Genomic DNA, 26,381 nt, shown 5'->3' with positions numbered 1-26,381 from the left:
AATCGCTGATCCTTGGTCGCGATGGATAGCGGCTAAACGCTTCGCTTGCAAAGGCCGCAGACCTGGGTTGTCCGGCGCTCCGCGTCCTCGAGCCGGCGCCGCGCACATGCCGCGGCCTCATGATGATTGTGGCGCGGCGGCAAATCCGGCATGACGTTCCCAAAGCCGGACCTCGATCCGGCACCAACGACCAAGGAGCGCCAATGAAAGCCATTCTCTGCTCGCAATTCTGCCAGCCTGACGATCTCGTCCTCACCGAGGTGCCCGATCCGGTGGCCGGTCCCGGCGAGGCTGTGATTGCGATCAAGGCGGCGGCGCTGAACTTCTTCGACATCCTGATGATCCAGGGCAAGTACCAGATCAAGCCGCCGTTCCCGTTCTCGCCGGGTGCGGAGGTCGCGGGTATCATCGAAAGCGTTGGCGATGGCGTCACCGACCTGAAGGTCGGCGACCGTGTCGTCGCCTCCTGCGGCCATAACGGCGCGCGCGAGAAGATCGCGCTGCCAGCAGCGTCGATCGTCAAGATTCCGGACAATCTCGATTTCGACCGCGCCGCCGGCATCATCATCATCTACGGGACTGCGCTGCATGCACTGGAGGACCGCGCCAGTCCGAAGCCGGGCGAGACCTTGGCCGTGCTCGGCGCGGCCGGCGGCACCGGCCTTGCGGCGTGCGAGCTGGGCAAGCTGATGGGGTTGAAGGTCATCGCCTGTGCCTCTTCGGACGAGAAGCTCGAATTCGCCAGGCAGCACGGCGCGACGCTGACGTTGAACTACGCCAAGGAGGATCTCAAGGAGGGGCTGCGGCGGCTCACCGACGGCAAGGGCGCCGACATCATCTTCGATCCCGTCGGTGGTGCCTACGCCGAGGCGGCGCTGCGTTCCATCGCCTGGGAGGGCCGCTTCCTGGTGATCGGCTTCGCCGCCGGCGACATCCCGAAAATGCCGCTGAACCTCGCGCTGCTGAAGGGCTGTGATATCCGCGGCGTGTTCTGGGGCGCCTGGACCCGACTCAACCCCGCCAAGAACCGCGCCAACCTTGAAAAGCTCGTGCGGTGGACCGCAGAGGGCAAGCTGTCGTCGCATGTCGACCGCACCTTCCCGCTGGCGCAGACCGCCGATGCCTTGAAGGTGCTCGCCGGCCGCCAGGCGATGGGCAAGGTGATCCTGCACCCCTGAGGACGTGCAATGAAGGCGCCCGGGGTGCGTATCCCCGGGGTAGCCTCGCCCTGATCCGCGCAACCAAACCGAGCAGAGCCCTGCCTGCTCTGCGGACGGCTTGCTCGAGCCGGCCCGAGGTCGCTGTGACATCCTCGCGCTGCGAGGCGCCGCAAATTTGTTCTGCGGGCTGCCGCGCCGGCGTCACGGATTCGCAACCGGAAGCAGAAAATCCGAAAACGAGCGTTTCTTGGTTAACGCAACCGAGCCACATTGTGGCATGGTAAATTGTAGGGCTTGGCTGTTGTTATTTCGACGTTTCTGGATTTGGTGCGGTGCGATGTCGCACTCGCGTTGCCACAATCAGATCAAAATATTTCCAGAATCATGCCGGCTCTCGTCCACTTTTAGTCGGATTCAATTAGTCAATTAGTTGTCGGCAGTGGGGTGCCTCTGGCAATCGTGACGTGTCTCGAGCTTCTGACGGGCTTGGGACCAAAAGTATGTTGCGTGAAGTTGAGATGGGGATGAAGGCCATGGCTGAGCGGACGACGCGCGGGCGTTTCAACAACAGAACTCCTTCGGAGCCTGACTTCAGGCCTTTCCCCGATGAACTCCCTCAGGAGCGCCCACCGAACTATCGTTTCGGCCGGTCGACCCAGGACAACTATCCAAACGACGAATCGATGCCGATGTTCCTCTCTGAGTATGAGAGCGGCAATCAGATCGACAGCACGCATTTCGAGGACCAGTGGCCGGTGCGGACCCGCCGCGTGTCGGTCTCGTCCCGGATTCTTCTCGCCGTGGTGGCTGCGGCCGGCGTCGCGGTGCTCTTCGCGCTTGTCACCTCGGATGCGACGCGCGACCTGATCGCCAGTGCCAAGGCTTCCATCATCGGCGCCACGCCGGATCCTACGGCCCCGCCGCAGGCCACCAACACGCAGCTCACCGCGCGCGACATGCAGCTGAACGAGCCGGCGCGACTGCCGCCCGAGCCGCCGGCTGCGGCGGCGCCGGTGCAGACGGCAGCCGTGGCCCCGACGCGTGACGACATCGCCAACGCCTACCAGACAGCGCTGCAGAACCGCACCGTGACGCAGCCCGCGCCGGTTGCAGCACCACCGAGCTTCGCCACGGCACCGGCCGCGCCGGCCCCGAGCGCGATGGAGCCATCCTCGATCAATTCGCCTGGCGCGGGATCGGCAATCGTCGCACCCGGCCTCGGCGCCGTGACCGCTGCTCCGCCGCCCGCGCAGGTCCGCCGGCTCGATCCCGACGAGCTCGCGGGCATCATGAAACGCGCCAAGAGCCTGCTGGCCGCGGGTGACATCCCGCCGGCGCGACTGCTGCTGGAGCGCGCCGCCGAGGCGCAAGAACCGGCCGCGGCGCTGATGCTTGCGCAGACCTACGATCCGCACGTGCTGGGAACGAAGGACATCCGCAACATCAATGCCGATCCGGCTGCGGCGCGCAACTGGTACCGCCGCGCCGCCCAGCTCGGCTCGACCGAAGCGCAGCGCAGGCTCGATCAGTTGCAGAACTGAACGCTCGTGACGGCAGCGATGCCGCCCCGTTTCATTTTTTTGTTTCACGCGTGATTTTCGAGTCCGTTCATGGGCGACGCCAGGCGAGACTTGGTGCTGCCCGCGTTCCGGCTCGTAAACATGTGCCAACCTTACATCGAGGGGGACAGATGCGACGTGTTGTTGGAGCGGCCGTAGCCGCAATGATGATGATAGCGTGCGGCTTTGCTGCCCACGCCGAGGAAGGCGAGTTCGACCCCGCCAAGGTGAGCGACAGCCTCAAGGCGATCTTCCAGTTCGGCTCGGTGCAGACCAAGCAGGCGCTGAACGCCAACACGGTGACGCTCATCACCGGCACCATCGGCGGCACCTATGTGCAGTTCGGCGCCGACCTGGCCTCGCTGCTCGATGACGGCAACAATCTGCGCGTCTTGCCGATCGTCGGCCGCGGCTCGGTCCAGAGCGTGGCCGACATCCTGTTCCTGCAGGGTGTCGATCTCGGCATCGTCCGAGCCGACACGCTCGACTATCTCGAGCGCAAGGGCTTCGCCAAGGACATCAAGCGGCAGTTCACCTACGTCACCAAGCTCTACAACGAGGAGATGCAGGTCATCGCGCCGCGCGCGGTGCGCACGCTGCGTGACCTCGAAGGCCGTCGGGTCAGCGTCGACCTGCCGAATGGCGGCACCTTCGTCACGGCGCTGACGGTGTTCGAGCGGTTGGGCCTGCGCGCCAACTTCGCCTATATCGAGCAGCGCATCGCGATGGAGAAGCTGAAGCGCGGCGAGCTCGATGCCGTCATCGTGGTCGGCGGCAAGCCCTACAAGTCGGTCAGCACCTTCGTCAACGACGGGCGCTTCCATCTCGTCAACGTCGATTACGATCGACCGCTGCAGACCGACTACCTGCCGGCGACCCTGACCGCGAAGGACTATCCGAACCTGATCGCCGAGGGCGAGAAGGTCGACACGATCGCGGTGCCGGCCGTGCTCGCCGCCTATAATTGGGCGCCGAACACCGACCGCTATCGCAAGCTCGCGACCTTCGTCGATGCCTTCTTCACCAAATTCCCGGCATTCCAGAATCCGCCGTTCCATCCGAAGTGGAAGGAGGTCTCGCTGTCGGCACCGCTGGCCGGCTGGCAGCGGCTGCCGTCCGCGAGCAAATGGCTGGAGAGCCATGCCATGGAAGGCGCACAGCGCGACCGCTTCGATGACTTCCTGAAGCAGAGCAGCGCCGGCAGGGCGATGCCGAGCGAGGCCGACCGCGAGGCGCTGTTCAAGCAGTACCAGGCCTGGGAGGCCGAGAAGACCGGCAGCGCCCGCGCCCAGGCGCGCGGCCAGCGCTGAGCTCGTAGCGTTCGACGAGGTCCCATCAGGAGAAAAGCCCCGCGAACGCGGGGCTTTTGCTGTTGTATGCTGTTGTGCCCGTCCGAGGCGCTGACTGCGGGAACCCGGCTTGCCGGCCCGAGCCGCCGTCAGCCGATATTCTCGCCGTCCTTCGCGACGTCAGCGTTCTTGTCTGCCGCCAGCCGCGCGAGTACGGCGCGGGCCGCGGCATGATGGTCGGGCGTGATGTTCGAGGCGACCATGCGGATGGCGGTGGCGAGCACCGCCGCGTCGTCGGTGAAGCCGAGGATGGGCAACACGTCAGGCATGAAGTCGAACGGCACGACGAAGTAGGCGATGGCGCCGAGCAGGGCGACCTGGACGTGCCGCGGCGTCTCCTTGTCGAAGGCGCAGTAATACGCCGCAAGCAGCTCCTCGGCGAACGGCAACCGCGCGACAACCTTCTTGAACTTGATCCAGAAACGGCGGCGAAGGGTCTCGCGATCCCGGGCCAGCCGCTCCGCGGGCTCGAAGCCAACGTTGTAGTCGGTCGCATCCGACATGATGTCCGATCTCCGGTTCCAGACGGCGCTGGAGGCGCCATGCTCGAGCTGTCATGTGGGGACGGCGACCTTGGCCGCAAGGCACCCGTATCCGCGTGGATTCGTCAGCCGCTGATCGTTGCGGCGATCGCATCCATCGCCTTGGCGAGCTCGATGTCGCGCGTGGTCACGCCGCCTGCGTCATGGGTCGTGAGGACCACCTCGACGGTGCGGTAGACGTTGCGCCACTCGGGATGATGGTCGTGCTTCTCGGCGACCAGCGCGACCCGGGTCATGAAGCCGAACGCTTCGTTGAAGTTCTTGAACGTGAAGGTGCGGGCGATGGCCTCACGGCCCTCCAGCTCGGACCAGTCGGGAAGCTCCCGCAGGGCGGTGGCGCGTGCCTCCGCCGACAATCGTTGCGGCATCTCGATCTCCTCTTGTGGTGCAATCGACTGGACACGTGGCAGCGTCCGGGCGATTGCGGGGCTACCTCCGGCTGGATCGCGCCGGTGTCCGGTTGCCAAGACTAGCCGAAAACGCATCCCGATCAGAGCCTTGTCACAGGCGCCATGCCGGGAGGGACTCGGAACTGTCCCGATCCTGCGGTAACTGGTGCGATGGTAACCATGACGCAGATGTCACCCCGGGCGGACAAGAAATTTGCTACAGTTCAACTCTATCGAAGGACGACGTGGCCAGACGAAGCCGCCTGTGGCATCGCCCGGGCCTGGGACCACCGGAGGACGGGAATCTGGTAGATACTCAGACCACGCCAGCGCAGCGCTCACGGATGCGCCCTGCCGTGTTCATCGTCATCGCCGGGATCCTCGCGGTCGTCGGCGCTTTGACGGGTGCCTACTATTTTGCGATGCGTCCCGTGGTGCTCAAGATCGCGGTCGGTCCGCCCAACAGCGACGACCTGAAGGTCGTCCAGGCCCTGACCCAGGCCTTTTCCCAGTCGCACGCCTCCGTCAGGCTGCGGCCGGTTCCGACCGAGGGCGCCGCCGAGAGCGCGCAGGCGCTGGCCGCCGCCAAGGTGGACCTTGCGATCGTGCGGGGTGACCTCGAGGTCCCAAAGAACGCACAGGCGGTAGCGACGCTGCGCAAGAACGTCGTCGTCCTCTGGGTGCCCTCGTCCGGCAAGGGCAAGAGCCGCAAGGGTGGCGCCAAGATCACGAAGATCTCGCAGCTCGCGGGCCACAAAGTCGGCATCATCGGCCGGACGCCGGCGAACGCGAACCTGCTGAAGGTCATCCTGCGCCAATATGGCGTCGACCCCGGCAAGGTCGAGATCGTCCAATTCCCGATCACCGAGGCCGCCGAAGCGGTCCGAAGCCAGAGGGCCGATGTCTATCTGGCGGCCGGTCCCATCAACAGCAAGATCACGGCGGATGCGATCGCAGCCGCCACCAAGGAGGGCGGCCCCCCCACCTTCCTGGCCATCGATTCCGCCGGAGCCATCGCACAGAACCATCCCGAATACGAGGCCACCGAGATTCCGGCCGGCGCGTTCGGCGGGGCGCCCGATCGCCCTGAAGATGAAGTGAAGACGATCAGCTTCAATCACCACATCGTGGCACGCAAGGGCCTCGCCGAATCGACGGTCTCGACGTTCACGCATCAGCTGTTCTCGGTGCGCCAGCAGCTGATGTCGGAATTTCCGCTTGCCGCCAAGATCGAGACGCCGGACACCGACAAGGACGCCGCGATCCCCGTCCATCCCGGCGCGGCGGCCTTCGTCGACGGCGAGGAGAAGACCTTCCTCGACCGCTACAGCGACTACATCTGGTGGAGCCTGATGGCGCTTTCGGCGATGGGCTCGGCCGGCGCGTGGTTCGCCGGCTATCTCAAGCGCGACGAACGCACCATCAACACCTCGCTGCGCGATCGTCTGCTGGAGATGATCACGATCGCGCGCAAGTGCGATTCGACCGAGGAGCTCGATCAGCTCCAGGCCGAGGCCGACGAGATCCTGCGCAACACGCTGACCTGCTTCGAGGACGGCGCGATCGAGCACGCGGCGTTGACCGCGTTCAACATCGCGCTCGAGCAGTTCCACAACGCGGTCGCCGATCGCAAGCTCATCCTGATGAGCATGCCCGCCAATCTGCAGCGAACCGGCGCGCAGTTGCGTGCCGCCGGCACCTGAGGTCTGCCACGCTCCCCTTGCGGCGGTGTCGCGCACTGCCCAAGACGCCGCGTGTAATTCCAGCGTCATCAATCTTTTCTAGGTCTGCCGGGCCGTGGCTCGCGCCTCCTCCCGCGCGCGATCCGACCAGGAGATCCGCATGACGCTTCGCATTCCTCGACCGCGCACAGCCCTGTCCCGCCGCCGCTTCCTGTCGACAGCCGCCGCAGCCGGCGTCACGACGCTGGCGATGCCCTATCTGAGCCGCGCCGCCGACCGGCCGCAGATCACGCATGGCGTGCAGTCCGGCGACGTTGGCATGGATGGCGGCGTGGTCTGGGCGCGTGCCGACCGGCCGTCGCAGATGCTGGTCGAGGTGGCGACCACCGAGTCGTTCAAGGACGCGCGTACGCTGCCTCCGGTCGCCGCACTTCCGGAAAGCGACTTCACGGCCAAGATGCTGATCGACGGTCTGCCCAGCGGCCAGGACATCTTCTACCGCGTCAAGTTCCGCGACCTTTCGCATGTCGCGGTCGAAAGCGAGGCCGCGCTTGGCCGCTTCCGCACCGCGCCCGGCAACAGGCGCGACGTCTCGTTCGTCTGGGGCGGCGACGTGGCGGGGCAGGGCTGGGGCATCAACCCCGACGATGGCGGCATGTTCACCTTCTCGACGATGAAGAAGCACCGCCCGGACTTCTTCCTGCACTCCGGCGACACCATCTACGCCGACGGTCCGATCAAGTCCGAGGTGAAGCTGCCGGACAACAAGGTGTGGAAGAATCTCACCGTGGAAGAGAAGGCGAAGGTCGCCGAGACGCTCGACGAGTTCCGTGCCGCTCACAAATACAATTTCCTCGACGAGAACGTCCGCGCCTTCAATGCCGAGGTGCCGATCTTCGTGCAGTGGGACGATCATGAGGTCACCAACAACTGGTCGGCCTCCAAGGAGCTGCCGGCCAGCTACAAGGAGCGCAACATCCAGCTGCTCGCGGCCCGCGCGGCGCGCGCCTTTCACGAGATGTATCCCATGCGCGAGAGCATCATCGAGCCGGGGCGCGTCTATCGCACGATCAATTACGGCCCTCATCTCGACGTGTTCGTGCTCGACGAGCGCAGCTACCGCGGCGCCAACGGTCCCAATCTCGAGGACAAATATGGTCCGGCGTCCTACTTCATCGGGCCGGAGCAGATGCGCTGGCTGAAGCAGGCGCTGCTCAATTCGCGCGCGACCTGGAAGGTGATCGCCTCCGACATGCCGCTCAGCATCATCGTCTATGACGACGCGGCCAACAAGAAGGGCTCGGAAGCGGTTGCCCAAGGGGACGGCCCGGCGCGCGGCCGCGAGCTCGAGATTGCCGAGATCCTGCGCTTCATCAAGACGGCGCCGATCCAGAACACGGTGTGGCTGACGGCGGACGTGCACTACGCGGCCGCGCACTATTACGATCCGAACAAGGCGCAGTTTCAGGACTTCGAGCCGTTCTGGGAGTTCGTCTCCGGTCCGCTGCATGCCGGCACGTTCGGTCCGAACGAGCTCGACAACACCTTCGGCCCCGAGGTGCGGTTCATCAAGGCGCCGGGCCTCGATAAGCAGAACCTGCCGCCATCGGCCGGCATGCAGTTCTTCGGCCACGTCAAGATCGAGGGCGCCACGGGCCAGATGACCGTGACCCTGCGCGATCGCGCCGACGTCGCGCTGTGGTCGACCACGCTCGATCCGAAGCTCGGCTGAGCTGTCGTTGTTCGGCGGCAAGACGATCGCGTGCTGCGACGGCAACTAGTCGCGTCGGCGCAGCACCGCCTCCAGCGCGTCGGTCGGGCAAGGCTTCGGCAGCCGTGGCCGGTCGGCGAACGCGGCCGGCACGCGGTCGGCGCCATAGCCGGTGGAGAAGGCGAAGGGAATGCCGAGCGCCGTCAGCCGCTCGGCAATCGCAAAGCTCTTTTCGCGGACCAGGCCGACATCGAGCAATGCGAATTGCGGGGCGCGCTCCGCGATCATGGCGAGCGCGGTCGCGACGTCGGCTGCGATCCTGATGTCGGGAACGCCGAGGTCGGTGATCGTGTCTTCCAATCCGAGCGCAATGATGGGGTCGTCTTCGACGACCAGCACATGTTGATAAAGCTCGGGCACGCCTGATTGCGAGCTGGTCATGGGATCTGCGGGTTCCAGGATGAGGGATGGGCGCCGCAGCCGGCGTCTCCTCTTGAGTGCGCTGGCGGGTTCCTGGAACCAAGGCAGCATATCAGAGTTCGTGTGTCGGTGCACTTGTGAACACAAGGAGCACGAATCACGCACATGCGTTGCGCGCAGGGGATGACGATGCTGAGCCAGGGTGTGACCACGCTGAACCGGGAGCGGCCCCACAACAACCTGCTGCTGCGGCTGAGTGCGGCCGACTACGCGCTGATTTCGCTGTATCTGGTGGAGGACGAGGCAACGCCGAACGATCTGCTCTACAGTCCCGGGGACGACGTGCAGATCGTGCATTTTCCCTGTGGGCCGGCGCTCACGTCCTATCTCGTCCCCAATGAGGACGGCCGCGACGTCGAGACCATCCTGGTCGGCCGCGAGGGCGCCGTCGGCGGCATCGTCAGCGAGGGCTTCCTGCCGGCCTATACGCGGATCGTCGTCAAGTTCGGCGGCCCGTTTGCACGGCTGCCACTGTCCCGCCTGGCGGCCGCCAAGCTGCAATCCAAGACGCTGCGCAACGTGTTCGCGCGCTACGCCGATTGCATGCTGGCGCAGATGTTCCAGTCGACCGCCTGCAATGCGATTCATTCGATCGAGCAGCGGACGGCGAAGTGGATCGTGGCCGCGATGGACCGCACCGACGGCGAGCCGATCGTGCCCCTGACGCATGAGCAGCTGGCGACGCTGCTCGGCGTCGGCCGCAGCTATGTCAGCCGGGTCGTCCAGACCTTCCGAGCCGAGGGCATTCTCGAAACCCGCCGCGGCGCCTTCATGGTGCGCGACTTCGACGCGCTGAAGCGCCGCTCCTGCCTGTGCAACGAGGCCGTGAAGACCCATTTCGAGGAGGTCCTGCGCGGCGTCTATCCGACCGAGCAGGCCGCGACGGGCTGAGCCCACAAGCGTTTTTTTCTTTCCGCGCATAGGCGCAGCCGACGGCTGTCGGCGCTGGTCCTCGTGGGATTGCCGGTCGGAGTGGTTGGTCTCGTCTTCTACCGCGCCGCCCGGAAGCGTGCGGTCGCGGAGGCGTTAGCCAGCCGCTCGGAAACCGCTCCTCGTTCCTGAAAGCAGTCATTGTTTTTTGGCATTTTCTGCCTATATTGCGCCGCAACGCGTGAGGTCTGCCCGGTCGATTGGCCGGGCTTCCTATTTGGGGCTGCCGGCCCCTGCCGCCGAACGAGTTTCGCGAGCGCGCGTCGTAAAGCTAACAGCTTGATTCGACTATAACAAAGCGCGCGCCCCGCCGGGGACAGAGCACGGGCTCTTGAGAAAGCTTAGAAGACACCGACCATGAATCTTCGCAACATCGCCATCATCGCCCACGTCGACCACGGCAAGACCACCCTGGTTGACCGTCTCCTGCAGCAGTCGGGTACCTTCCGCGAGAACCAGAAGGTTGCCGAGCGCGCCATGGACTCGAATGACCTGGAGCGCGAGCGCGGCATCACCATCCTGGCCAAGGCCGCCTCGGTGCAGTGGAAGGACACCCGCATCAACATCGTCGACACCCCCGGCCACGCCGATTTCGGCGGCGAGGTCGAGCGCATCCTGAACATGGTGGACGGCGCCCTGGTGCTGGTCGACGCCGCCGAGGGCCCGCTGCCGCAGACCAAGTTCGTGGTCTCCAAGGCGCTCAAGGTCGGCCTCAAGCCGATCGTCGTCATCAACAAGGTCGACCGTCCCGACGCCCGTCCGACCGAGGTCATCAACGAGGTGTTCGACCTGTTCGCCGCACTCGACGCGTCCGAGGAGCAGCTCGACTTCCCGATCCTGTACGGGTCGGCCAAGCAGGGTTGGATGGCCGAGAGCCCGGAAGGTCCGAAGGACGCCGGGATGCAGCCGCTGTTCGACCTGGTGCTGCGCCATGTGCCGGCGCCGTCGGTCGAAGAGGGGCCGTTCCGCATGATCGGCACCATCTTGGAGGCCAACAACTTCCTGGGGCGCATCATCACCGGCCGCATCACCTCGGGCAGCATCAAGCCCAACCAGGCCGTGAAGGTGCTGAACGCCGAGGGCAAGGTCGTCGAGCAGGGCCGTATTTCCAAAATTCTCGCGTTCCGCGGCATCGAGCGCGTGCCGCTCGACGAGGCCGAGGCCGGTGACATCGTCGCCATCGCAGGCCTGACCAAGGGCACCGTCGCCGACACGTTCTGCGATCCCTCGGTCGAGACGCCGCTCCCGGCGCAGCCGATCGACCCGCCAACCGTGTCGATGTCCTTCATCGTCAACAACTCGCCGCTGGCGGGCACCGAAGGCGACAAGGTCACGAGCCGCATGATCCGCGACCGCCTGCTGCGCGAGGCCGAGGGCAATGTCGCGCTGCGCGTCGTCGAATCCGCCGACAAGGACGCCATGGAAGTGTCGGGTCGCGGCGAATTGCAGCTCGCGATCCTGATCGAGACCATGCGCCGCGAAGGCTTCGAGCTGTCGGTGTCGCGTCCGCGCGTGGTGCTGCAGAAGGACGAGGCCACCGGCGCGTGGCTGGAGCCGATCGAGGAGGTCGTGATCGACGTCGACGAGGAGCATTCCGGCGTCGTCGTGCAGAAGATGAGCGAGCGCAAGTCCGAGATGATCGAGATGCGCCCGTCCGGCGGCAACCGCCTGCGGCTGGTGTTCTACGCGCCGACCCGCGGCCTGATCGGCTATCAGGGCGAGCTGCTGACGGACACCCGCGGTACCGCGATCATGAACCGCCTGTTCCACGGTTATGCCCCGTTCAAGGGCGAGATCGCCGGCCGCCGCAACGGCGTCCTGATCTCCAACGACCAGGGCGAGGCGGTGGCCTACGCGATGTTCAAGCTGGAGGACCGCGGCCCGATGATGATCGAGCCGGGCTGGAAGGTCTATCGCGGCATGATCGTCGGCGAGCACACCCGCGACAACGATCTCGAGATCAACGTGCTGAAGGGCAAGCAGCTCACCAACATCCGCACCACGTCGAAGGACGAGGCGGTCCGTTTGACGCCGCCGATCCGGATGACGTTGGAGAAGGCGCTGGCCTATATCGAGGACGACGAGCTGGTCGAGGTTACGCCGAAGTCGATCCGCCTGCGCAAGAAGCATCTCGATCCGAACGAGCGCAAGCGCGCCGAGAAACAGAAGGAAGCGGTGGCGTAATTTCCGCCCTCCATCCTCAAATGCGTCATGGCCGGGCTTGTCCCGGCCATCCACGTTTTGGGGCTTGCGAGGACGACGTGGATGCCCGGCACAAGGCCGGGCATGACGACGGAGTTGGATGAGCCAATGTCTTTCCCATCCTCCATCGACATCGCCATCATCGGTGCGGGTGCCGCGGGCCTCGGCGCCGCACATGCGCTGCAGGACAAGGGCGTCTCGTTCATCGTCCTGGAGGCCCGCGACCGCATCGGCGGCCGTGCTCACACCATCATGGCTTCGCCTGACGTCACCTTCGATCTCGGCTGCGGCTGGCTGCATTCGGCTGATCGCAACTCCTTCGTCGGCATCGCCGAGCAGCTTGCTTTCACTATCGACACCAGCCGGCCGCCCTGGCGCGACCAGGCCTATGACGCGGCATTTCCGCGCCACGAGCGCGAGGAGTTCTTGCGGGCGCTGGAGGCGTTCTTTACGCGCACCGCAGAGGCCGCCAAGAGTGGCCGCGATGCCCCGGCGAGCATCTGCCTGGAGCCCGGCAATCGCTGGAACGGCATGATCGATGCGATCTGCACCTATCTCAACGGCTGCGAGCTCGACCAGATGTCGCTGCTCGACTTCGAAGCCTATGAGGACACCGAGCTGAACTGGCGCGTTCGCCACGGCTATGGCGCGCTGGTCGCCGCCTATGGCGGGGGCCTGCCGATCGCCTTGAACTGCAACGTGACCCTGATCGATCACGGCGACACGCGCATTCGCTTGACGACCTCGCGGGGCACGGTGACGGCCGACAAGGTCATCGTGACCGTGCCGACCAGTCTCATCGTCGACGAAGCGCTCCGCTTTTCGCCGGCCCTGCCGAGCAAGGTCGAAGCCGCCGCTGGCCTGCCGCTCGGTCTCGACAACAAGGTGACGCTGGCGCTCGACGGCTGGGAGCACCTGCCGAGGGATTCGGGCATGCGCGGCCGAAGCCACACCGCGCGGGTCGGCAGCTTCCAGCTGCGCCCGTTCGGCCAGCCCTGCATCGAAGGTTTTTATGGCGGCAGCTTCGCTCGCGAGATCGAAGTGGCGGGCGAGGGGGCCTTGGCGGCGCAGGCGATCGACGACATCGTGGCCCTGCTCGGCAACGACATCCGCAAGAGCCTCCGTCCGCTCGCCGAGTCCCGCTGGGGCGCCGACCCGTTCGCGCGCGGCGCCTATTCGCATGCACTGCCCGGACATGCCGACAAGCGCGCCGTGCTGGCCGCGCCGGTTGATGATCGGCTGTTCTTCGCCGGCGAGGCGACGCCCTCGGATTTCTTCTCGACCGCCCATGGCGCGCGCGACAGCGGCGAGCGCGCGGCGCGGGAAGCTCTGGCGTCAGTAACCAAGCGCTAGCACATCCACCGTCGTTGCGAGCACAGCGAGGCACTCCAGACTGTCACCGCGGTGGGATTTCTGGATCGCTTTCGCTACGCTCGGGATGACCTGCCCCAATCAATGCGTCTCCCCCACCATCCGCAGAAACTCCCGTGCGGCCTGCGTCTGGTGATGCTCTTTGTGGCGCAGGCTGTAGAAGTGCCGCTTGGGCAGCTCGATGTTGGCGACGGCGAGCAGCCCCGCCTTGACGGCGCGCATTGCCACCAGGCGCGACAGCACCGTGACGCCGGCGCCGGCTTCGACGGCGCCGCGCACGGCCTCGTTGGACGGCAGGTCGAACACCACATCGAGCTCGGCCGGAGTGATTCCGAAGCGGCCCAGCGCTGTTTCGAGCGCGGCGCGCGTGCCGGAGCCCTGCTCGCGCAACACCCAGCGCGCCGTCCTCAGGTCGCTGGTTGTCACGGACCTGCCGCGGCACAGCGGATGATCGATCGGGCCGACCAGCACCATGTCGTCGTCCGCGACCGGCTGGGCCGTGAGCACGGGATCGTCGACATCGCCCTCGACGAAGCCGAGATCGGCAGAGCCCTCGCGGACCTGGGTCGCAACCTGCTCGGTATTGCCAATCGACAGTTGCAGCTTGATCGCCGGATGCGCGGCATTGAAGCGGTGAATGAAGGCCGGCAGCCAATAGCCCGCGATGGTCTGGCTGGCCGCCAGCGCCAGCTGCCCCCGCTTCAGGCCGGCGAGATCGTTCAGCACGGTCTCGGCGGCGGCCGCGCGCGCCAGCACCGCCTTTGCTTCGACGAGAAACGCCTTCCCGGTCGCCGTGAGCACGATGCGGCGTCCGACGCGATCGAACAGCTTGGTCTCGTAGCGGGCTTCGAGCGCGGCTACAGCCGCGGATGTCGCCGACTGGGTCAAATTGAGGTCGCGGGCCGCCTGGGTGACGTGCTCGCGGGTCGCGACCGCCACGAAGATCCTGAGCTGTTCGAGCGTCACGTGCGTCCTATGTGGTCAGCTTCACCAGGGCCAGGCTGAAGCCTGCGATGAACAGGAAGGCGAGCAGGCCCAGCGCCAGGGGCCGCAGGCCCTTGGCCTTGAGCTTGGCGAAATCCGTTTCCAGTCCCATCGCGGCCAGCGCCATCGACAGCAGGAACGTGGTCGCCGTCACGATCACGGTCTTCATCTCGGCGGGTATGCTGATCACGCTGTTGAGGCCGACCAGCGCAATGAAGCCGAATACGAACCAGGGCAGCGGCGGCTGCGCATTGCTCCGGGTCTCGCCGCCATGGCGCGCGCGCCGCGTTGCCAGCAGGCCGAGCGTGAGCACGACCGGTGCCAGCAGCATCACGCGGGCCAACTTGGCGATGGTGCCGAACTCGCCGGCCTGCTGGCCCTGCTGAAACGCGGCCGCGACCACCTGGGCGATCTCGTGAATGGAGGCGCCGCTCCACAGGCCGAAGGCGTGCGCGTCGAGATGCAGCAGTGTCGGAAGCAGCGGATAGATGAACATTGCGATCGAGCCGAACACTGTGACGCAGGCCACCGCATAGGCGACGTCCTCGTCATGGGCGCGCGTGACCGTGTTGGTCGCGATCACGGCGGACGCGCCGCAGATCGAGGTGCCGGCGGCGATCAGCTCCGCCAGCTTACGATCGACGCCGAGCAGCCGTCCCACCCACACCGTAAACAGGAAGGTGCCGGTGAGGCTCAGCGCGATCACCACGAGTCCGCGGGCGCCGACCTCGACGATCTGGGCGGCCGTCAGTTGCAGGCCGAGCAGGATGATCGCCAGCCGCAGCACGCGGCGCATCGAGAAGGCGACGCCGGGCTTGGCTCGCGCCGGCGTGCCGATGACGTTATGCAGTGCCATCCCTGCCACGATCGCGAGGATCATCGGGCTGAACAGGCCGAGGCCCGGCACCAGGCGCAGCCCGAAGGCGCCGGCCGCGAGCGCCGCGGACAGCGCGAGCCCGGGCAGCAGCGTCGGTGCCGCCGGCGTCGCAGGCGCGTGGGCAGGTCGATGAGGAACGGCAACGGGCGCATCGGCGATCAAATCATGCGACGGGGCAGCCATGGAAAACTCTCCCAAACAGGGTCTGGAGAGGAGAATTTCATGCTGCGATCAATCGATCCAACAGATTATATCGTATATATCATTCGTTCAAATCGATCAATTCCTGGCTCGCTCCCGCATCTCACCCGCGGATCGGATCACGACTCCAGCACCCGCCTCCGGAGCTCGGCATCGGGCACGAAGCAGGATTCGTATTTGCCGAAGATGCGGTAGCGGTTGCGCGCGACCAGGCTGTAGACCGCATCGCGCAGCGGCTTCGGGATGGCGAGCAGCGCGCGCGTCCAGCCCCAGCCCGGCAGGCTCGACAATACGGTCAGCGCAGCATCGGATTTCAGATGCGCCTTGCCGCCATGCACCACCGCGTTGGTGTCGGGCTCCTGGGGATCGATGCCGAAGGCCTGCGCCAGCCGGGTGCCGTAAGGCGACTGGATCGGCGTGAAGCGGAAGCGCTTTGCGGTGTCGCGCGCGATCACGAACTGCACCCAGCGGGAGCAGAACACGCAGACGCCGTCGTAGAGGATCACGTCGTCGTCGGGCCAGTGGGTCATCATCGATTGTCCATCATGAGCAGCGCGACCAGCATCAGCACGATCGCAGGTCCCGTCTTCACCAGCGCGCCGAGCGGCTCGAGCCAGAGGTCGGGCGTGAGGATCGCGCAGCCGAGCATGTAGCCGAGCGAGACAAGGATGCCGGCGGCGAGCCCGAATGCTGCGGTTCTGCGGAACGCGATCAATACGCCGACCGAAATGTCCACCATGCTGGTGATCGCCGCAAATGGGACGGCGAACCAGTCGGGCCAGCCGCGCGTGGTCAGGATCGCCGTGGTCGCGGGGAACGAGACCAACAGTGCGATCGACCCCGACGCGACCCAGAACAACACCAAGCCGGCGATGATCAGCGGCTTGATCAGGAACAGCCGCGCGAACCATTTGTCCTGAATGGTGGCGCCACGCGCGCCGACGGCGTCCAGCGTCCCGGGTGTGATGCCGGTTGCCGCGATCCACGGTGCGGGATCGCCGTGCACTCCGCGGCGAAGCTCGGCGATCGCGGTGGTGCGCATCGGCGGCATCCAGCCGAGCCGGCTGCAGAGGTCACCGGCGAAAGCGCCGAGATTGATCAGCGGCGCGGGCACGGCAACGCGTGGCCAATCCATCGTGCCGAAACTGCGCCGAAACGCATCGACGACGTCGCCAAGCGTCATCGCCTCGGGCTGCATCAGGTCCCAGCTCACCGCGCGCGTCGCCTCGTCATCGATCGGCCGCATCGCGAGCCAGGCGATCGTCGCGGCGATGTCCGCGACCGCCACCGGCTGGAACGGTGTCGCCGCATCCTTCGCCGGCAGGTCGACCGGAAGCGCCGCGAGCGCGCGGACCATCGCGCTGCCGCCATAGGCCGACGGCGCGATCACGAAGCCGGGGCGCAGGATGGCGTAGGGAATGCCTGAGGATGCAATCAGCCGCTCCGCGTCGCGCTTGGTGGTGGCGAAGGCGGTGTGATCCTCATCGGCCGTGCCGGGGATCGAGATGTGAATGAAGCGCACGCGACGGCCGCAGGCTGTGATCGCTGCGAGCACGCGCGCGACGAACTCACGATGCACGGCCGTAGTGTCGCTGCCAGGACCATCCTGCAGCACGCCGAGGCAGTTGACGACGACATCGATCTCGTGGGCGCGGATCAGACTCGCCAAAGCCGGCGCATCGAGCGCCATGATCGGCAGCTCGATGTCGAACGGTGACACGCGTTGTGATGGCGAGAACGCGCGCGCCACACCGACCGTCGCAAAGCCACGCTGGCGCAGATCGTCGGTGATGAAGCGCCCGATCAGGCCGGAAGCGCCAAGCACGAGGATGCGGTGGTTGGTCGACGTGATCATGCGCGTCTCGTCAGAACGGCTTTGCGATCATCAGCCAGAGAATGGCCATGACCGCGCCGAAACCGGGGATGCCGCACAGGAACCAGCGGCGGAAGACGATGAAGTAGCGCGGCGGCAGCTCCTCGGCGCCGACGTCCGCGAGGCGCGCCAGGTCGCGCAGCTCGATCTGCATGAAGATCACCGGCACCCAGAACAGCCCGGCGACCGCGTAGAGCGCGAGCGAGGTGAGCAGCCAGCCGTCAGTCACAGCGGTCGACGACAGCCACATCAGCGTGCCGCCCGTGACCGGCTGCAGCAACACCGCGGACAATGTGAAGAGCATGTCGGCGATCACGACCACGCCGGCGGTGCGAGCGATGAACGCGGCCTCGCCACTCAGATGCGCCATCAGCATGAAGAATGCGATCCCCGTGCCGGTGCCGAGAATGACGATGGCGCCGAGCACGTGCAGATATTTGACCAGGAAATACAGCGTCATCGTGTCCTGCTAGTTCGGCGGCACCGGATGCGTCGATCGACGTGTCGTTGTCAGCGCCCTCGACAGCAAATCCGCCGCCAGTGCCACGCCGTCGTCGTGCTCGATCATCCAATGCCCCTCCTCGCCGGAAGGTGGCAACAGGTTGAAGCCCGCCTGGCCTCCAGCCGACGTGAAGGCATCCGCAAGCCGACGCGAAAGCGGTGGTGGAAAGTAGCTGTCGTTGGCCGCAACAAGCCACGTGACAGGCACGCGCGCGCCGCGTCCGAACGCGCGGGCCGTATCAAGCAGGCGCGCCTCTGCACAGACACGCCCGGGCACGTCGTCGGCATGCCCGCCACGGCCGGGCGCGAACACGACGATTGCTGAGACGATCTGCGGCGGCTGATCGGCGAGCGCCAGCGCGCCCCAGCCGCCGGCCGAATGGCCGATGATGACGGCGCCGCCCTTCGCGGCAAACGGCTGCTCGCGCATGTCCGCGAGCGCGCGCAAAATCTGCGCCGCGGTCGCGCGTCCTGCTTTCTCATAGTCCGCGTCGGCGCAGCCGCCCTGGTCTTCGACGTAGGGACCGCCCGTGCGGCCGTGCCCGAGCCGCTCCGGGACCAGCACGGCATAGCCCCGCCCCACCAGGAGACGCGCCAGCGCCGTGTAGGTGGGCTGCGGCAGCTGTGCCCGCCACAGCGGATTCTGCGTCGAGGCATGCGCGATCACGGCCAGCGGAAACGGCCCGTGGCCGGCAGGCCGATAGAGGATCGCACGCGCGGGAATTTCGGTCTTGATGGACGGTATCAGCCATTGCTGCCGGCGCGCCGGCTCGGCTTCGGGCGACGCGGGACCGAACGGCTGTGCCGTTGCGCCGGCTGCCGACAGGACGAGCAGTGGGAGCAACCATGAGACGCAGCGAAGCAGCACCATTCAGCCGAACGGGAAGATGTTGAGCTTGCGCCACACTAGCCCACGCCGCGGCCGGTCAGATGCAGTTCTTCCCGCGACGTGTGAATCAGCGGTGACAGGACACCACCGACGCCCGACAATGTTGCGAAATTGTCCCTTTTCGGCACAGCTTTCCGCCACGGTGATGCCGAAAGTCCACAGGTTAACCGATCTTTAACGTGGCACCTTGAAGGCGGACCGCCGACTTGCTTTGATCTCGTCATGAGCACAACCCTGATCGAAGTCCGTCCGGCCAAGGCTGCAGATGCGGCTGCGGTGGCGTCAGCCCATGATGAAGCCTGGCGTTCCGCCTACCAGGGGATCATCCCTGGCGCAGAGCTGGAGAAGCTGATCAACCGGCGCGGCCCCCAATGGTGGGACAGCGCGATCCGCAAAGGCAGCCGCGTCAGCGTGCTGGTGTTCAACGACAAGGTCGCAGGCTATGCGAACTACGGCCGCAATCGCGCCCGCAGCCTGCATTTTGACGGAGAAGTCTACGAGCTTTATCTGCGACCGGAATTTCAGGGGCTGGGGTTCGGTCGCCGGCTCTTTCAGTCCGCCAAGCGCGACCTCGCGCAGAGCGGCCTGAAGAGCATGGTGGTGTGGGCGTTGTCCGACAACGATCCCGCCACCGAGTTCTACCGCGCATTGGGCGGCCGCATGGTCGCGCGGTCGTCGGAGCGCTTCGGGCCGAAGTCGCTCGACAAGGTCGCCTTTGCCTGGACCAACTGAGTCTGGACCGGCTGTGCTCTGGGCGCGTTAAGCGTTAACGCGCCGGCGGATTGAACTGAAAGTGTTGGCCTGAGGTAGCTGTTGCGCAGCCGCGATTTTTTTGCGACTGCGAATGCCAGCGCTCGCCTGTCGAGCGTCCGACCCTCAACGTTCAAGTTCCCAAACGTTCAAGTTCTACGGAGCATCCATGCGCATCGACGCCATCCCGATCGGGAAAGATCCGCCGCGCGAGGTCAACGTCGTCATCGAAGTGCCGGTCGGCGGCGAGCCGATCAAGTACGAGCTCGACAAGGAAGCCGGCACGCTGTTCGTCGACCGCTTCCTCTATACGGCGATGCGCTACCCCGGCAATTACGGCTTCATCCCGCACACGCTGTCCAACGACGGCGATCCCTGCGACGTGCTGGTGGCCAACACCCGCGCGATCGTGCCCGGCGCGGTCATGAGCGTGCGCCCAGTTGGCGTGCTGCTGATGGAGGACGAGGCTGGCGGCGATGAGAAGATCATCGCGGTGCCGTCCTCGAAGCTGACCCAGCGCTACGACAAGGTCCGCACCTATTCGGACCTGCCGGACATCACGCTGCAGCAGATCCAGCACTTCTACGAGCACTACAAGGATCTCGAGCCCGGCAAGTGGGTGAAGGTGCTGCGTTGGGGCAATGCCGACGACGCCCACCAGCTGATCGCCGAGGGCATCGCGCGCGCCAAAGCCGCGAAGAAGTGAAAACGATTGACGTCATTCCGGGGCAGCCGCGCAGCGGCTGAACCCGGAATGACGCAGGTGGTTACACCGCCGGCTTCGGCAGCCCGGCAATGGCGCAGGCGGCGCGCAGCGTGTTGACCAAGAGGCACGCGACCGTCATCTGGCCGACGCCGCCGGGCACCGGCGTGATCGCGCCGGCGACCTCCGCCACTTCCGCATAGGCGACATCGCCGACCAGCTTCGTCTTGCCGTCAGCCGTTGGGATACGGTTGATGCCGACGTCGATCACGGTCGCGCCCGGCTTGATCCAGTCGCGCTTCACCATCTCCGGGCGCCCGACGGCGGCGTAGACCAGATCGGCGCGCGCGGTCAGCGCCGGCAGGTCGCGCGAGCGCGAATGCGCGATCGTCACCGTGGCGTTCTCGTTCAGCAGCAGCTGCACCAGCGGACGGCCGACCAGATTGGAGCGGCCGATCACGATCGCGTTCAGGCCCTCCAGTGAGCCATGCACGGTCTTGCTGAGGATGATGCAGCCGAGCGGCGTGCACGGCGCCAGCGCCGGCTGGCCGCCGGCGAGACGGCCGGCATTGTGCGGATGCAGACCGTCGACGTCCTTGGCCGGATCGATGGCGTTGATGACGGCCTCGGTCTCCAGCCCCTTCGGCAGCGGCAGTTGCACCAGGATGCCGTGCACGGCGGGATCGCGGTTGAGCTTGCCGATCAAGGCCAGCAGCGCGTCCTGCGAGACGTCGGCGGGCAGCTTGTGCTCGAACGAGGCCATGCCGGCGGCCTGGGTCTGGGTGTGCTTGCTGCGGACATAGACCTCGGACGCCGGATCGTTGCCGACCAGCACCACGGCGAGGCCTGGTGTCAGGCCATGGTCGCGCTTGACCCGCTCGACCTCACGGGCGACCTGCGCGCGCAGGTCGGCTGCAATGATCTTTCCGTCGATGATGCGCGCGGTCATTTTGCTCTATCCTCCGTTCAAAGGCTGTTCATCGAGCAAGATGCCGGCCGCGTGCTCCCACCCTCCCCTGGAGGGGGAGGGTGGGAGCACGCGAAGCGGGCGAGCGGGGTGGGGTGAAAGCCACGGATGCCGGTGCCGGTGGAGAGATCACCCCACCCCGCCTCACGCTCGCTTCGCTCACCGTGAGGCGACCCTCCCCCTCCAGGGGAGGGTGAAGATCGCCGCTTGCGAAGCCGAAAGGCCTCGGCTCGCGCTTCTTGCGTCTATTCTCGTTGTTTCCGGGTCGGCTTATGGGCTGCGGTGAGGTCGCGCAAGGCCTGATCGAGCGCCGACGGATCGCCGTCGATGGCGACCTGTTTCAGCCGTGACGTCGCGCCAGAGGTGATTCGCACCGAGGCCTTGGTGACGCCGATCGCCTTGGCCAGCAGCTCGGTCACGGCGCGATTCGCCTCGCCGCCATCGGCGATCGCGCGCACCCGGACCTTCAGCACATTGCGGCCGTCGGACAGCGTCTCGACGCCATCGACGGCGTCCCGGCCGCCGCGTGGGGTCACCCGCAATGCGAGGGTGACGCCGCCCTTCGAACATCGCCAAGGGACCATCGATAGGGACCCTCGATCCGAATCAGCAGCAGACCTGAGTTGACGCAAGCAGCACCCTTGAATCCCGCGCGTCTACGTCAGTGCGTGCAGGCGCTAGACAAACAGACCCTGAAGCGCCGGGATGATCACGAACCGGATGAACTGGATGAGGATGAAGAGAACGAGAAACGAAAGGTCCAACGCTCCGGCAGGAGGCACGAAGCGCCGAATCTGTCGGAGCGCGGGCTCTGTCAGAGCATCAAGCGTGTAAAGCACCTGTCGGACCAAGTCGTTCCGGACGTTGATGACGCTGAACGCGACCAGCCAGGACATGATTGCCGCAACGACCAGGATGAACACGTACAGGCCGAGAAGCCAGTCAACGAAGTCTAAGAGGCGTATCATCCGGGGTTCCTGGAACGAGATATCACCCGTTAGATATCTGTTCCCTCCCGCGCAAACAAGGGAAGGTGCCCGTCAAGGCTAACAGGCGATGTGACCGTTCTTGACTTGACCAGGGCACCGACTGTAAATGGCGCCCGATCTGCCGGCCGCCTGTTCCCAACATCAAAGCGGTCGTGTTACGGGGCCATAGCTCAGCTGGGAGAGCGCGTCGTTCGCAATGACGAGGTCGGCGGTTCGATCCCGCCTGGCTCCACCACGCTTCGCCTTTCAGGCTACGCGTGGCGCAGCCACGCAATGCCTGAAAGGCGAAGCGTGGTGCCCGGCGTAGCCTCTTGGCGAAGCCGGGCTGAAGTCTGAACATTCCAAGCCAATCGACTGACCAGGACGCCGATCCTACTCCGCCGCCTCGGCCATCGCCGCCACCGGCTCGCGCGCCAGCCAGCCATCCAGAAAATGTGCCAGCCAGGCCCGCTCGGCGGCATCATGCATGGCGCGACCCTCGAAATGGTGGTGGCGCAGACGGGCGCCGGGGGTGTCCAGCCGGGCATGACCGCGGGTGGTCCAGCGGCACATCATCGCGTAGGTCACGTCGGGGTGGAACTGCAGCCCGGTGGCGTTCTGGTATTGATAGGCCTGCACCGGAAAGTCGCCGCCCTCGGCGAGCAGATCGGCGCCATCAGGCAGATCGAAGCCCTCGCGGTGCCAGTGATAGACGTGATCAGGCCAATGCGGGCAAAGCCTGCGCCCGGCCCGGGTCGGGCGGATCGGATAATAGCCGATCTCGGCGCGTCCCTCTGGATGCGGCGCAACGGGGGCGCCGAGCTGGATCGCCAGCATCTGCGCGCCCAGGCAGATCCCGAGAAACGGACGCTGCTCCCGCAGCGGCACCTCGATCCAGTCGATCTCGCGGCGGACGAAGTCGTCCGGATCGTTCGCGCTCATCGGACCGCCGAAAATAACGGCACCCGCATGCCCATCGAGCGTCTCCGGTAGCGGATCACCGAACCGCGGCCGGCGGATGTCGAGCGGATAGCCGCGGGCGCGCAGGGCGTTGCCCACGCGGCCAGGGCTCGATGTTTCCTGATGCAGGATGATGAGGACGGGCCGCTGCGGCGCAGCCGCCGTGGCCAGCTTCGAGTAGAGATGCCGAACGTCCGCCTGGGTCCCGTTCGGATGGAGCGAAGGGTCTTGCCTGAGCATCACCTGGCGATCATAGCTAAGCAAAGGTTAACGGCGCGTGAGCGAGCGCACATTGCAAAGCAAGCGCCGGGCCAGCGCGATCAGGTCCGCTTCAGCTGCAGCCGGCCGACCGCGGCGAGGATGAAGCCGCGCGGGAACCAGCGCAGCATGAACGGCACGATCTTGATGCCGAGCCCGGGCAGCACCACGCGCTTGTCGGCCATCAGGCCGCGATAGCCGGCTTCCGCCACGGCCTTGGGCGAGACGTTGAGGATCACCGAATCCACGCCCGGCTTGAAGCCGGCGCGGTCCTGGAATTCCGACGGCACCGGACCGGGACACAGCACCGTGACCCGGACGCCATGCGGCGCCAGCTCCTTGCGCAGCGCCTCGGTGAACGAGATCACATAGGCCTTCGAGGCGTAATAGACCGCCATGCCAGGCCCCGGCAGGAACCCGGCCACCGATCCCAGATTGAGGATGCCGCCCTTGTTGCGGATCAACTGGTCGGAAAAACGCAGCGACAGCTCGGTCAGGGCGCGGACGTTCACCGAGATCATGTCTAGCTGCTCGGCGCGGTCGAGCTGCACCGCCTTGCCGAACAGGCCGAAGCCGGCGTTGTTGACGAGATATTGCAGCTCCAGGCCGGCAGCCGACAGCGCAGCCTCGATGGTCGCGCCGGCGTCGGGGGAGGTGAGGTCACAGGGGATCACCAGCGGCGCCGGGCCGCCCTTGGCGGCGATCTCCTGCGCCAGCGCCGCGAGCCGGTCTTCGCGCCGGGCCGTCAATACGAGTCGGTGCCCGTTCGCGGCAAACACGCGCGCCAATTCGCTGCCGATTCCGGCAGAGGCACCCGTTACGAGCGTGACACGTTCACCCACGATCCCTGCTCTTCGATCACAATTCGCACATCATCCAATTGCGGCGGACGAGAGCATAGTGGGACGGGAACATGCAAGACACCGCGATGCATGGCCTTGCGCTGGATTGCGGCAATAGCCTCAGATTCACATGGATTTACATGAACGGGGGTGTCCGGAACAAAATTAAAGTTTGTTCATCTCCGCATGAAGTCGGTTCCACCCGGAGCGACGCGGTTCAAGCCGGGGCGCCGGACTTGCGCGCCGCCACCCGGTGCTTGAGGTCGAGGCGGTCATGCGTGGAGACGCCGAGCAGCTCCGAGGCGCGCCAGACCACATTGTCCTCGAATTCGGTCACCTTGCCGTCGGCGTAGACCAGCTCCCACATCATCTCGACGATGCGCAGGCGGCCCGCTTCATCGACCTCGCGCATGATGACGCTGGTGAAGCGATAGAGATCGACCGCGTCGCCCTCCGCCAGCATGCCTTGCGCGATCAGCCGGTCGGCGCTGCCGGGATCGAGCCCGAAGCGCAGCTCGATCAGCCCGTGCAGCTTGCGCCGCTCGGCCTCGCTCGGCTCGCCGTCCAGCGAGATGACGTGGATCAGCAGCGCGGTCGCGGCCAGCTGATAGCCGTTGTCGTCGAAAGCCGGAGTCGCCTGCGGCGAAACGACGTCGGCGATGAATTGGCGCAATCCCTCGAGCATGGAATCCTTCGCTGTCAGATCCGTAGCGGATCGCAAACCGGCCGGCGAATGCTCATTATATGCAAATGCCACGCTGCGCCGGCAATCCGCTGCGACCTTTGGACTGCATGACATTTCGGTAAGCCTCAGGGTATTTCGTACACCATCATGCGGTCGGCGATGCCGCGCAGCGCGGCGTGCTTCTGGATGGGCGCGATCTTCGCGCTCCGCAGGATGTCGGCAACGCCGGGGCTCTCGATCACGGGCGCGGTGAGATGGATCTCCTGCGCGGTCGACAGGCTCTGCACGCGCGACGCGATGTTGACGGTCTGGCCGAAATAGTCCTGGCGGTCGTTCAACATCACCGCGAGGCACGGCCCCTCGTGGATGCCGATCTTGACCACGAGATCCTCGGTTCCGCGCTCGGCATTGAGCCGCTGCATCGCCGCGCGCATGCGCAGGCCCGCGGACAGCGCATGCTCGGGCTGGATGAAGGTCGCCATCACGGCATCGCCGATGGTCTTCACCACCGCGCCCTTCTCGGCGTTGATGATCTCCAGCAGCGCGCGGAAATGGGCGCGCACCAGGTCGAAGGCCGCGAGATCGCCAACGCGCTCATACAGCGCCGTCGAGCTCTTGAGGTCGGTGAACAGGAAGGTGAGAGAGGTGATCTTCAGCCGCTGGTCGATGTTGAGATTGTCCGCCTTGAACACGTCGCGGAAGGTCTGGTTGGACAATATGCGCTTGGCGGTCAGGAAAGGCCGGCGCTTGCCGAGGAGATGGTGGAGCGCATCGCCGGCAACGAAGACGGTCGGCAGCGTCCGTACGCCGGCCTGATTGTCGAGCGCCAGTCGCAGCGGGCCTGGACGCAACGTGATCGATCCGGTCGGAGGATGCGCCCTGTTGAATAGCAGTCCGAGCTGCTGGCGCTCCTTGGTGGGCTCGCCCTGAACGTCGATGAAATGCGCAGAATGCGTCACCGGTTCGAAGATGATGATGAAATCGGATGGGAGCTGCAGTGAGAGCACGGCCTTCTCACCGGCTGGCAGCTCGAGCGCATCAAGCGTCACTTCTTCGCTGAGCGAGGCAAAAGACTCCCGGTTGAGGTCGATCCCGGAACTCCAGAAGACCTGCTTGTAATACTCCCAGAGCGGCAGCGTGTTCGGATCGTGAGCGGCGATGCTCCTGACCTTGGAGCTCACGGTGAAAGCAACTTCGACCTGCTCGTCGATGGAAGGCTCGTAGCCGCAAGCGCATAGTCCGCAATGGTAATCGTCATGGCGGAGAGATTTCAGCGTGGCGTGCGCATCCAGCACGCCGCTGCAGCCAGGACAGAGCACGTTCCAGGTCAGATCGAACAAGCCGATCCGTGCAGCATGCAGGAACCCGGAAATAACCCGTTCTTCATCGAGACCGGCGCGCGCCGAGAACTCCAGGGCATTGATACGGTTGAGTTCGTGATCTTCACCCGCCTCAATCAACCGTGTGATCGCGTCCGCAACGGCCGGATCGGCGGTCTGCTTCAGAACCGAAAGCTGGGCCTGGATGTCGCTCATGGCGTGTTAAGAT

Annotated in this window: 26 protein-coding genes and 1 tRNA gene; 11 read left to right on the top strand and 16 right to left on the bottom strand. The window is 65.7% G+C overall.

The annotated features are described in order from the left end of the window. Positions 1-203: 203 nt before the first annotated feature. From QW868_RS08935 to QW868_RS08925, 3 genes are all read left to right on the top strand, one after another. Complete coding sequence (locus QW868_RS08935) at positions 204-1,178, top strand: NADPH:quinone oxidoreductase family protein (protein WP_315785765.1); 975 nt, start codon at positions 204-206, stop codon at positions 1,176-1,178. Between the two features lie 515 nt (positions 1,179-1,693). Then, positions 1,694-2,701: a hypothetical protein gene (locus tag QW868_RS08930; RefSeq protein WP_316230364.1), complete on the top strand. Its 1,008-nt coding sequence runs from the start codon at positions 1,694-1,696 to the stop codon at positions 2,699-2,701. Between the two features lie 149 nt (positions 2,702-2,850). After that, positions 2,851-4,029: a TAXI family TRAP transporter solute-binding subunit gene (locus tag QW868_RS08925; RefSeq protein ID WP_315740459.1), complete on the top strand. Its 1,179-nt coding sequence runs from the start codon at positions 2,851-2,853 to the stop codon at positions 4,027-4,029. 128 nt (positions 4,030-4,157) lie between these two features. On the opposite strand, the gene QW868_RS08920 is transcribed toward QW868_RS08925, so the two are convergent. Both QW868_RS08920 and QW868_RS08915 read right to left on the bottom strand, forming a co-directional pair. Beyond that, positions 4,158-4,571: a YkvA family protein gene (locus QW868_RS08920; protein ID WP_315758657.1), complete on the bottom strand. Its 414-nt coding sequence runs from the start codon at positions 4,569-4,571 to the stop codon at positions 4,158-4,160. A 104-nt stretch (positions 4,572-4,675) separates the two neighbouring features. Further along, the gene (locus QW868_RS08915; RefSeq protein ID WP_315811861.1) at positions 4,676-5,095 is read right to left on the bottom strand and encodes a 4a-hydroxytetrahydrobiopterin dehydratase; all 420 of its coding nucleotides are present in this window, start codon (positions 5,093-5,095) and stop codon (positions 4,676-4,678) included. A 260-nt stretch (positions 5,096-5,355) separates the two neighbouring features. Between QW868_RS08915 and QW868_RS08910 the strand changes: the two genes are divergently transcribed. Both QW868_RS08910 and QW868_RS08905 read left to right on the top strand, forming a co-directional pair. After that, positions 5,356-6,702: a TAXI family TRAP transporter solute-binding subunit gene (locus QW868_RS08910; RefSeq protein ID WP_315740462.1), complete on the top strand. Its 1,347-nt coding sequence runs from the start codon at positions 5,356-5,358 to the stop codon at positions 6,700-6,702. Between the two features lie 139 nt (positions 6,703-6,841). Then, positions 6,842-8,413, top strand: coding sequence for an alkaline phosphatase D family protein (locus QW868_RS08905; protein ID WP_315778186.1), 1,572 nt, complete (start codon positions 6,842-6,844; stop codon positions 8,411-8,413). A 45-nt stretch (positions 8,414-8,458) separates the two neighbouring features. On the opposite strand, the gene QW868_RS08900 is transcribed toward QW868_RS08905, so the two are convergent. After that, entirely contained in the window at positions 8,459-8,833 is a 375-nt protein-coding gene (locus QW868_RS08900; RefSeq protein WP_315778187.1) for a response regulator, read from the bottom strand. A 168-nt stretch (positions 8,834-9,001) separates the two neighbouring features. Between QW868_RS08900 and QW868_RS08895 the strand changes: the two genes are divergently transcribed. The 3 genes from QW868_RS08895 to QW868_RS08885 all read left to right on the top strand — a co-directional run bounded on the left by QW868_RS08895 (position 9,002) and on the right by QW868_RS08885 (position 13,357). Continuing rightward, the gene (locus QW868_RS08895) at positions 9,002-9,763 is read left to right on the top strand and encodes a Crp/Fnr family transcriptional regulator (protein WP_316230363.1); all 762 of its coding nucleotides are present in this window, start codon (positions 9,002-9,004) and stop codon (positions 9,761-9,763) included. Between the two features lie 396 nt (positions 9,764-10,159). Next, entirely contained in the window at positions 10,160-11,986 is a 1,827-nt protein-coding gene (typA, locus tag QW868_RS08890; RefSeq protein WP_315740466.1) for a translational GTPase TypA, read from the top strand. 126 nt (positions 11,987-12,112) lie between these two features. Then, positions 12,113-13,357, top strand: coding sequence for an NAD(P)/FAD-dependent oxidoreductase (locus QW868_RS08885; protein WP_316230362.1), 1,245 nt, complete (start codon positions 12,113-12,115; stop codon positions 13,355-13,357). A gap of 99 nt (positions 13,358-13,456) precedes the next feature. Here QW868_RS08885 and QW868_RS08880 read toward each other — a convergent pair whose 3' ends face one another. The 6 genes from QW868_RS08880 to QW868_RS08855 form a co-directional block, all read right to left on the bottom strand. Then, a complete protein-coding gene (locus QW868_RS08880; RefSeq protein WP_315811863.1) occupies positions 13,457-14,341 on the bottom strand; it encodes a LysR family transcriptional regulator in 885 nt (294 codons plus the stop codon). A gap of 7 nt (positions 14,342-14,348) precedes the next feature. Further along, entirely contained in the window at positions 14,349-15,419 is a 1,071-nt protein-coding gene (locus tag QW868_RS08875; protein WP_315811864.1) for a YeiH family protein, read from the bottom strand. 137 nt (positions 15,420-15,556) lie between these two features. After that, positions 15,557-15,967, bottom strand: coding sequence for a thiol-disulfide oxidoreductase DCC family protein (locus tag QW868_RS08870; RefSeq protein ID WP_316230361.1), 411 nt, complete (start codon positions 15,965-15,967; stop codon positions 15,557-15,559). Continuing rightward, positions 15,967-17,292, bottom strand: coding sequence for an SDR family oxidoreductase (locus tag QW868_RS08865; RefSeq protein WP_316230360.1), 1,326 nt, complete (start codon positions 17,290-17,292; stop codon positions 15,967-15,969). The genes QW868_RS08870 and QW868_RS08865 overlap by 1 nt, the downstream gene beginning before the upstream one ends. Before the next feature lie 10 nt (positions 17,293-17,302). After that, positions 17,303-17,770: a DUF2269 domain-containing protein gene (locus QW868_RS08860; protein ID WP_315740471.1), complete on the bottom strand. Its 468-nt coding sequence runs from the start codon at positions 17,768-17,770 to the stop codon at positions 17,303-17,305. Between the two features lie 9 nt (positions 17,771-17,779). Then, positions 17,780-18,682: a dienelactone hydrolase family protein gene (locus tag QW868_RS08855; protein ID WP_316230359.1), complete on the bottom strand. Its 903-nt coding sequence runs from the start codon at positions 18,680-18,682 to the stop codon at positions 17,780-17,782. Between the two features lie 240 nt (positions 18,683-18,922). Here QW868_RS08855 and QW868_RS08850 point away from each other — a divergent pair, with 240 nt between their 5' ends. Both QW868_RS08850 and ppa read left to right on the top strand, forming a co-directional pair. After that, entirely contained in the window at positions 18,923-19,432 is a 510-nt protein-coding gene (locus tag QW868_RS08850; protein WP_006611902.1) for a GNAT family N-acetyltransferase, read from the top strand. A 187-nt stretch (positions 19,433-19,619) separates the two neighbouring features. Further along, positions 19,620-20,156: an inorganic diphosphatase gene (ppa, locus tag QW868_RS08845; RefSeq protein ID WP_011923519.1), complete on the top strand. Its 537-nt coding sequence runs from the start codon at positions 19,620-19,622 to the stop codon at positions 20,154-20,156. Between the two features lie 61 nt (positions 20,157-20,217). On the opposite strand, the gene folD is transcribed toward ppa, so the two are convergent. The 3 genes from folD to QW868_RS08830 all read right to left on the bottom strand — a co-directional run bounded on the left by folD (position 20,218) and on the right by QW868_RS08830 (position 22,088). Then, positions 20,218-21,102, bottom strand: a complete 885-nt coding sequence (gene folD / locus QW868_RS08840; RefSeq protein ID WP_316230358.1) for a bifunctional methylenetetrahydrofolate dehydrogenase/methenyltetrahydrofolate cyclohydrolase FolD — start codon at positions 21,100-21,102, stop codon at positions 20,218-20,220. 263 nt (positions 21,103-21,365) lie between these two features. Further along, on the bottom strand, positions 21,366-21,704 hold the full coding sequence (locus QW868_RS08835) for a DUF167 domain-containing protein (RefSeq protein WP_315740474.1): 339 nt from the start codon (positions 21,702-21,704) through the stop codon (positions 21,366-21,368). 93 nt (positions 21,705-21,797) lie between these two features. Beyond that, a complete protein-coding gene (locus QW868_RS08830) occupies positions 21,798-22,088 on the bottom strand; it encodes a YggT family protein (RefSeq protein WP_315740475.1) in 291 nt (96 codons plus the stop codon). Positions 22,089-22,268: 180 nt separating this feature from the next. Here QW868_RS08830 and QW868_RS08825 point away from each other — a divergent pair. After that, positions 22,269-22,344, top strand: a tRNA-Ala gene (locus QW868_RS08825). Positions 22,345-22,481: 137 nt separating this feature from the next. Here QW868_RS08825 and QW868_RS08820 read toward each other — a convergent pair. The 4 genes from QW868_RS08820 to QW868_RS08805 form a co-directional block, all read right to left on the bottom strand. Further along, entirely contained in the window at positions 22,482-23,288 is an 807-nt protein-coding gene (locus QW868_RS08820) for a glutamine amidotransferase (RefSeq protein ID WP_315785792.1), read from the bottom strand. 80 nt (positions 23,289-23,368) lie between these two features. Continuing rightward, a complete protein-coding gene (locus QW868_RS08815) occupies positions 23,369-24,148 on the bottom strand; it encodes an SDR family oxidoreductase (RefSeq protein ID WP_315785793.1) in 780 nt (259 codons plus the stop codon). 217 nt (positions 24,149-24,365) lie between these two features. Then, positions 24,366-24,833, bottom strand: coding sequence for a TerB family tellurite resistance protein (locus tag QW868_RS08810; RefSeq protein WP_316230357.1), 468 nt, complete (start codon positions 24,831-24,833; stop codon positions 24,366-24,368). A 125-nt stretch (positions 24,834-24,958) separates the two neighbouring features. Then, positions 24,959-26,368, bottom strand: a complete 1,410-nt coding sequence (locus QW868_RS08805) for an adenylate/guanylate cyclase domain-containing protein (RefSeq protein WP_316230356.1) — start codon at positions 26,366-26,368, stop codon at positions 24,959-24,961. Positions 26,369-26,381 lie beyond the last annotated feature (13 nt).

The organism is Bradyrhizobium sp. SZCCHNR1051, from assembly GCF_032489615.1.
In the GTDB taxonomy this organism is placed as follows: Bacteria; Pseudomonadota; Alphaproteobacteria; order Rhizobiales; family Xanthobacteraceae; genus Bradyrhizobium.
This window is presented reverse-complemented; position numbering and strand designations above follow the sequence as displayed.

Coding starts and splice junctions, on each gene's coding strand:
- QW868_RS08935 (WP_315785765.1), top strand. CDS start 204: ATGAAAGCCATTCTCTGCTCGCAATTCTGCCAGCCTGACGATCTCGTC.
- QW868_RS08930 (WP_316230364.1), top strand. CDS start 1,694: ATGGCTGAGCGGACGACGCGCGGGCGTTTCAACAACAGAACTCCTTCG.
- QW868_RS08925 (WP_315740459.1), top strand. CDS start 2,851: ATGCGACGTGTTGTTGGAGCGGCCGTAGCCGCAATGATGATGATAGCG.
- QW868_RS08920 (WP_315758657.1), bottom strand. CDS start 4,571: ATGTCGGATGCGACCGACTACAACGTTGGCTTCGAGCCCGCGGAGCGG.
- QW868_RS08915 (WP_315811861.1), bottom strand. CDS start 5,095: ATGCGTTTTCGGCTAGTCTTGGCAACCGGACACCGGCGCGATCCAGCC.
- QW868_RS08905 (WP_315778186.1), top strand. CDS start 6,842: ATGACGCTTCGCATTCCTCGACCGCGCACAGCCCTGTCCCGCCGCCGC.
- QW868_RS08900 (WP_315778187.1), bottom strand. CDS start 8,833: ATGACCAGCTCGCAATCAGGCGTGCCCGAGCTTTATCAACATGTGCTG.
- QW868_RS08895 (WP_316230363.1), top strand. CDS start 9,002: ATGCTGAGCCAGGGTGTGACCACGCTGAACCGGGAGCGGCCCCACAAC.
- typA (WP_315740466.1), top strand. CDS start 10,160: ATGAATCTTCGCAACATCGCCATCATCGCCCACGTCGACCACGGCAAG.
- QW868_RS08885 (WP_316230362.1), top strand. CDS start 12,113: ATGTCTTTCCCATCCTCCATCGACATCGCCATCATCGGTGCGGGTGCC.
- QW868_RS08875 (WP_315811864.1), bottom strand. CDS start 15,419: ATGGCTGCCCCGTCGCATGATTTGATCGCCGATGCGCCCGTTGCCGTT.
- QW868_RS08870 (WP_316230361.1), bottom strand. CDS start 15,967: ATGACCCACTGGCCCGACGACGACGTGATCCTCTACGACGGCGTCTGC.
- QW868_RS08865 (WP_316230360.1), bottom strand. CDS start 17,292: ATGATCACGTCGACCAACCACCGCATCCTCGTGCTTGGCGCTTCCGGC.
- QW868_RS08860 (WP_315740471.1), bottom strand. CDS start 17,770: ATGACGCTGTATTTCCTGGTCAAATATCTGCACGTGCTCGGCGCCATC.
- QW868_RS08855 (WP_316230359.1), bottom strand. CDS start 18,682: ATGGTGCTGCTTCGCTGCGTCTCATGGTTGCTCCCACTGCTCGTCCTG.
- QW868_RS08850 (WP_006611902.1), top strand. CDS start 18,923: ATGAGCACAACCCTGATCGAAGTCCGTCCGGCCAAGGCTGCAGATGCG.
- ppa (WP_011923519.1), top strand. CDS start 19,620: ATGCGCATCGACGCCATCCCGATCGGGAAAGATCCGCCGCGCGAGGTC.
- folD (WP_316230358.1), bottom strand. CDS start 21,102: ATGACCGCGCGCATCATCGACGGAAAGATCATTGCAGCCGACCTGCGC.
- QW868_RS08835 (WP_315740474.1), bottom strand. CDS start 21,704: ATGGTCCCTTGGCGATGTTCGAAGGGCGGCGTCACCCTCGCATTGCGG.
- QW868_RS08830 (WP_315740475.1), bottom strand. CDS start 22,088: ATGATACGCCTCTTAGACTTCGTTGACTGGCTTCTCGGCCTGTACGTG.
- QW868_RS08820 (WP_315785792.1), bottom strand. CDS start 23,288: ATGCTCAGGCAAGACCCTTCGCTCCATCCGAACGGGACCCAGGCGGAC.
- QW868_RS08810 (WP_316230357.1), bottom strand. CDS start 24,833: ATGCTCGAGGGATTGCGCCAATTCATCGCCGACGTCGTTTCGCCGCAG.
- QW868_RS08805 (WP_316230356.1), bottom strand. CDS start 26,368: ATGAGCGACATCCAGGCCCAGCTTTCGGTTCTGAAGCAGACCGCCGAT.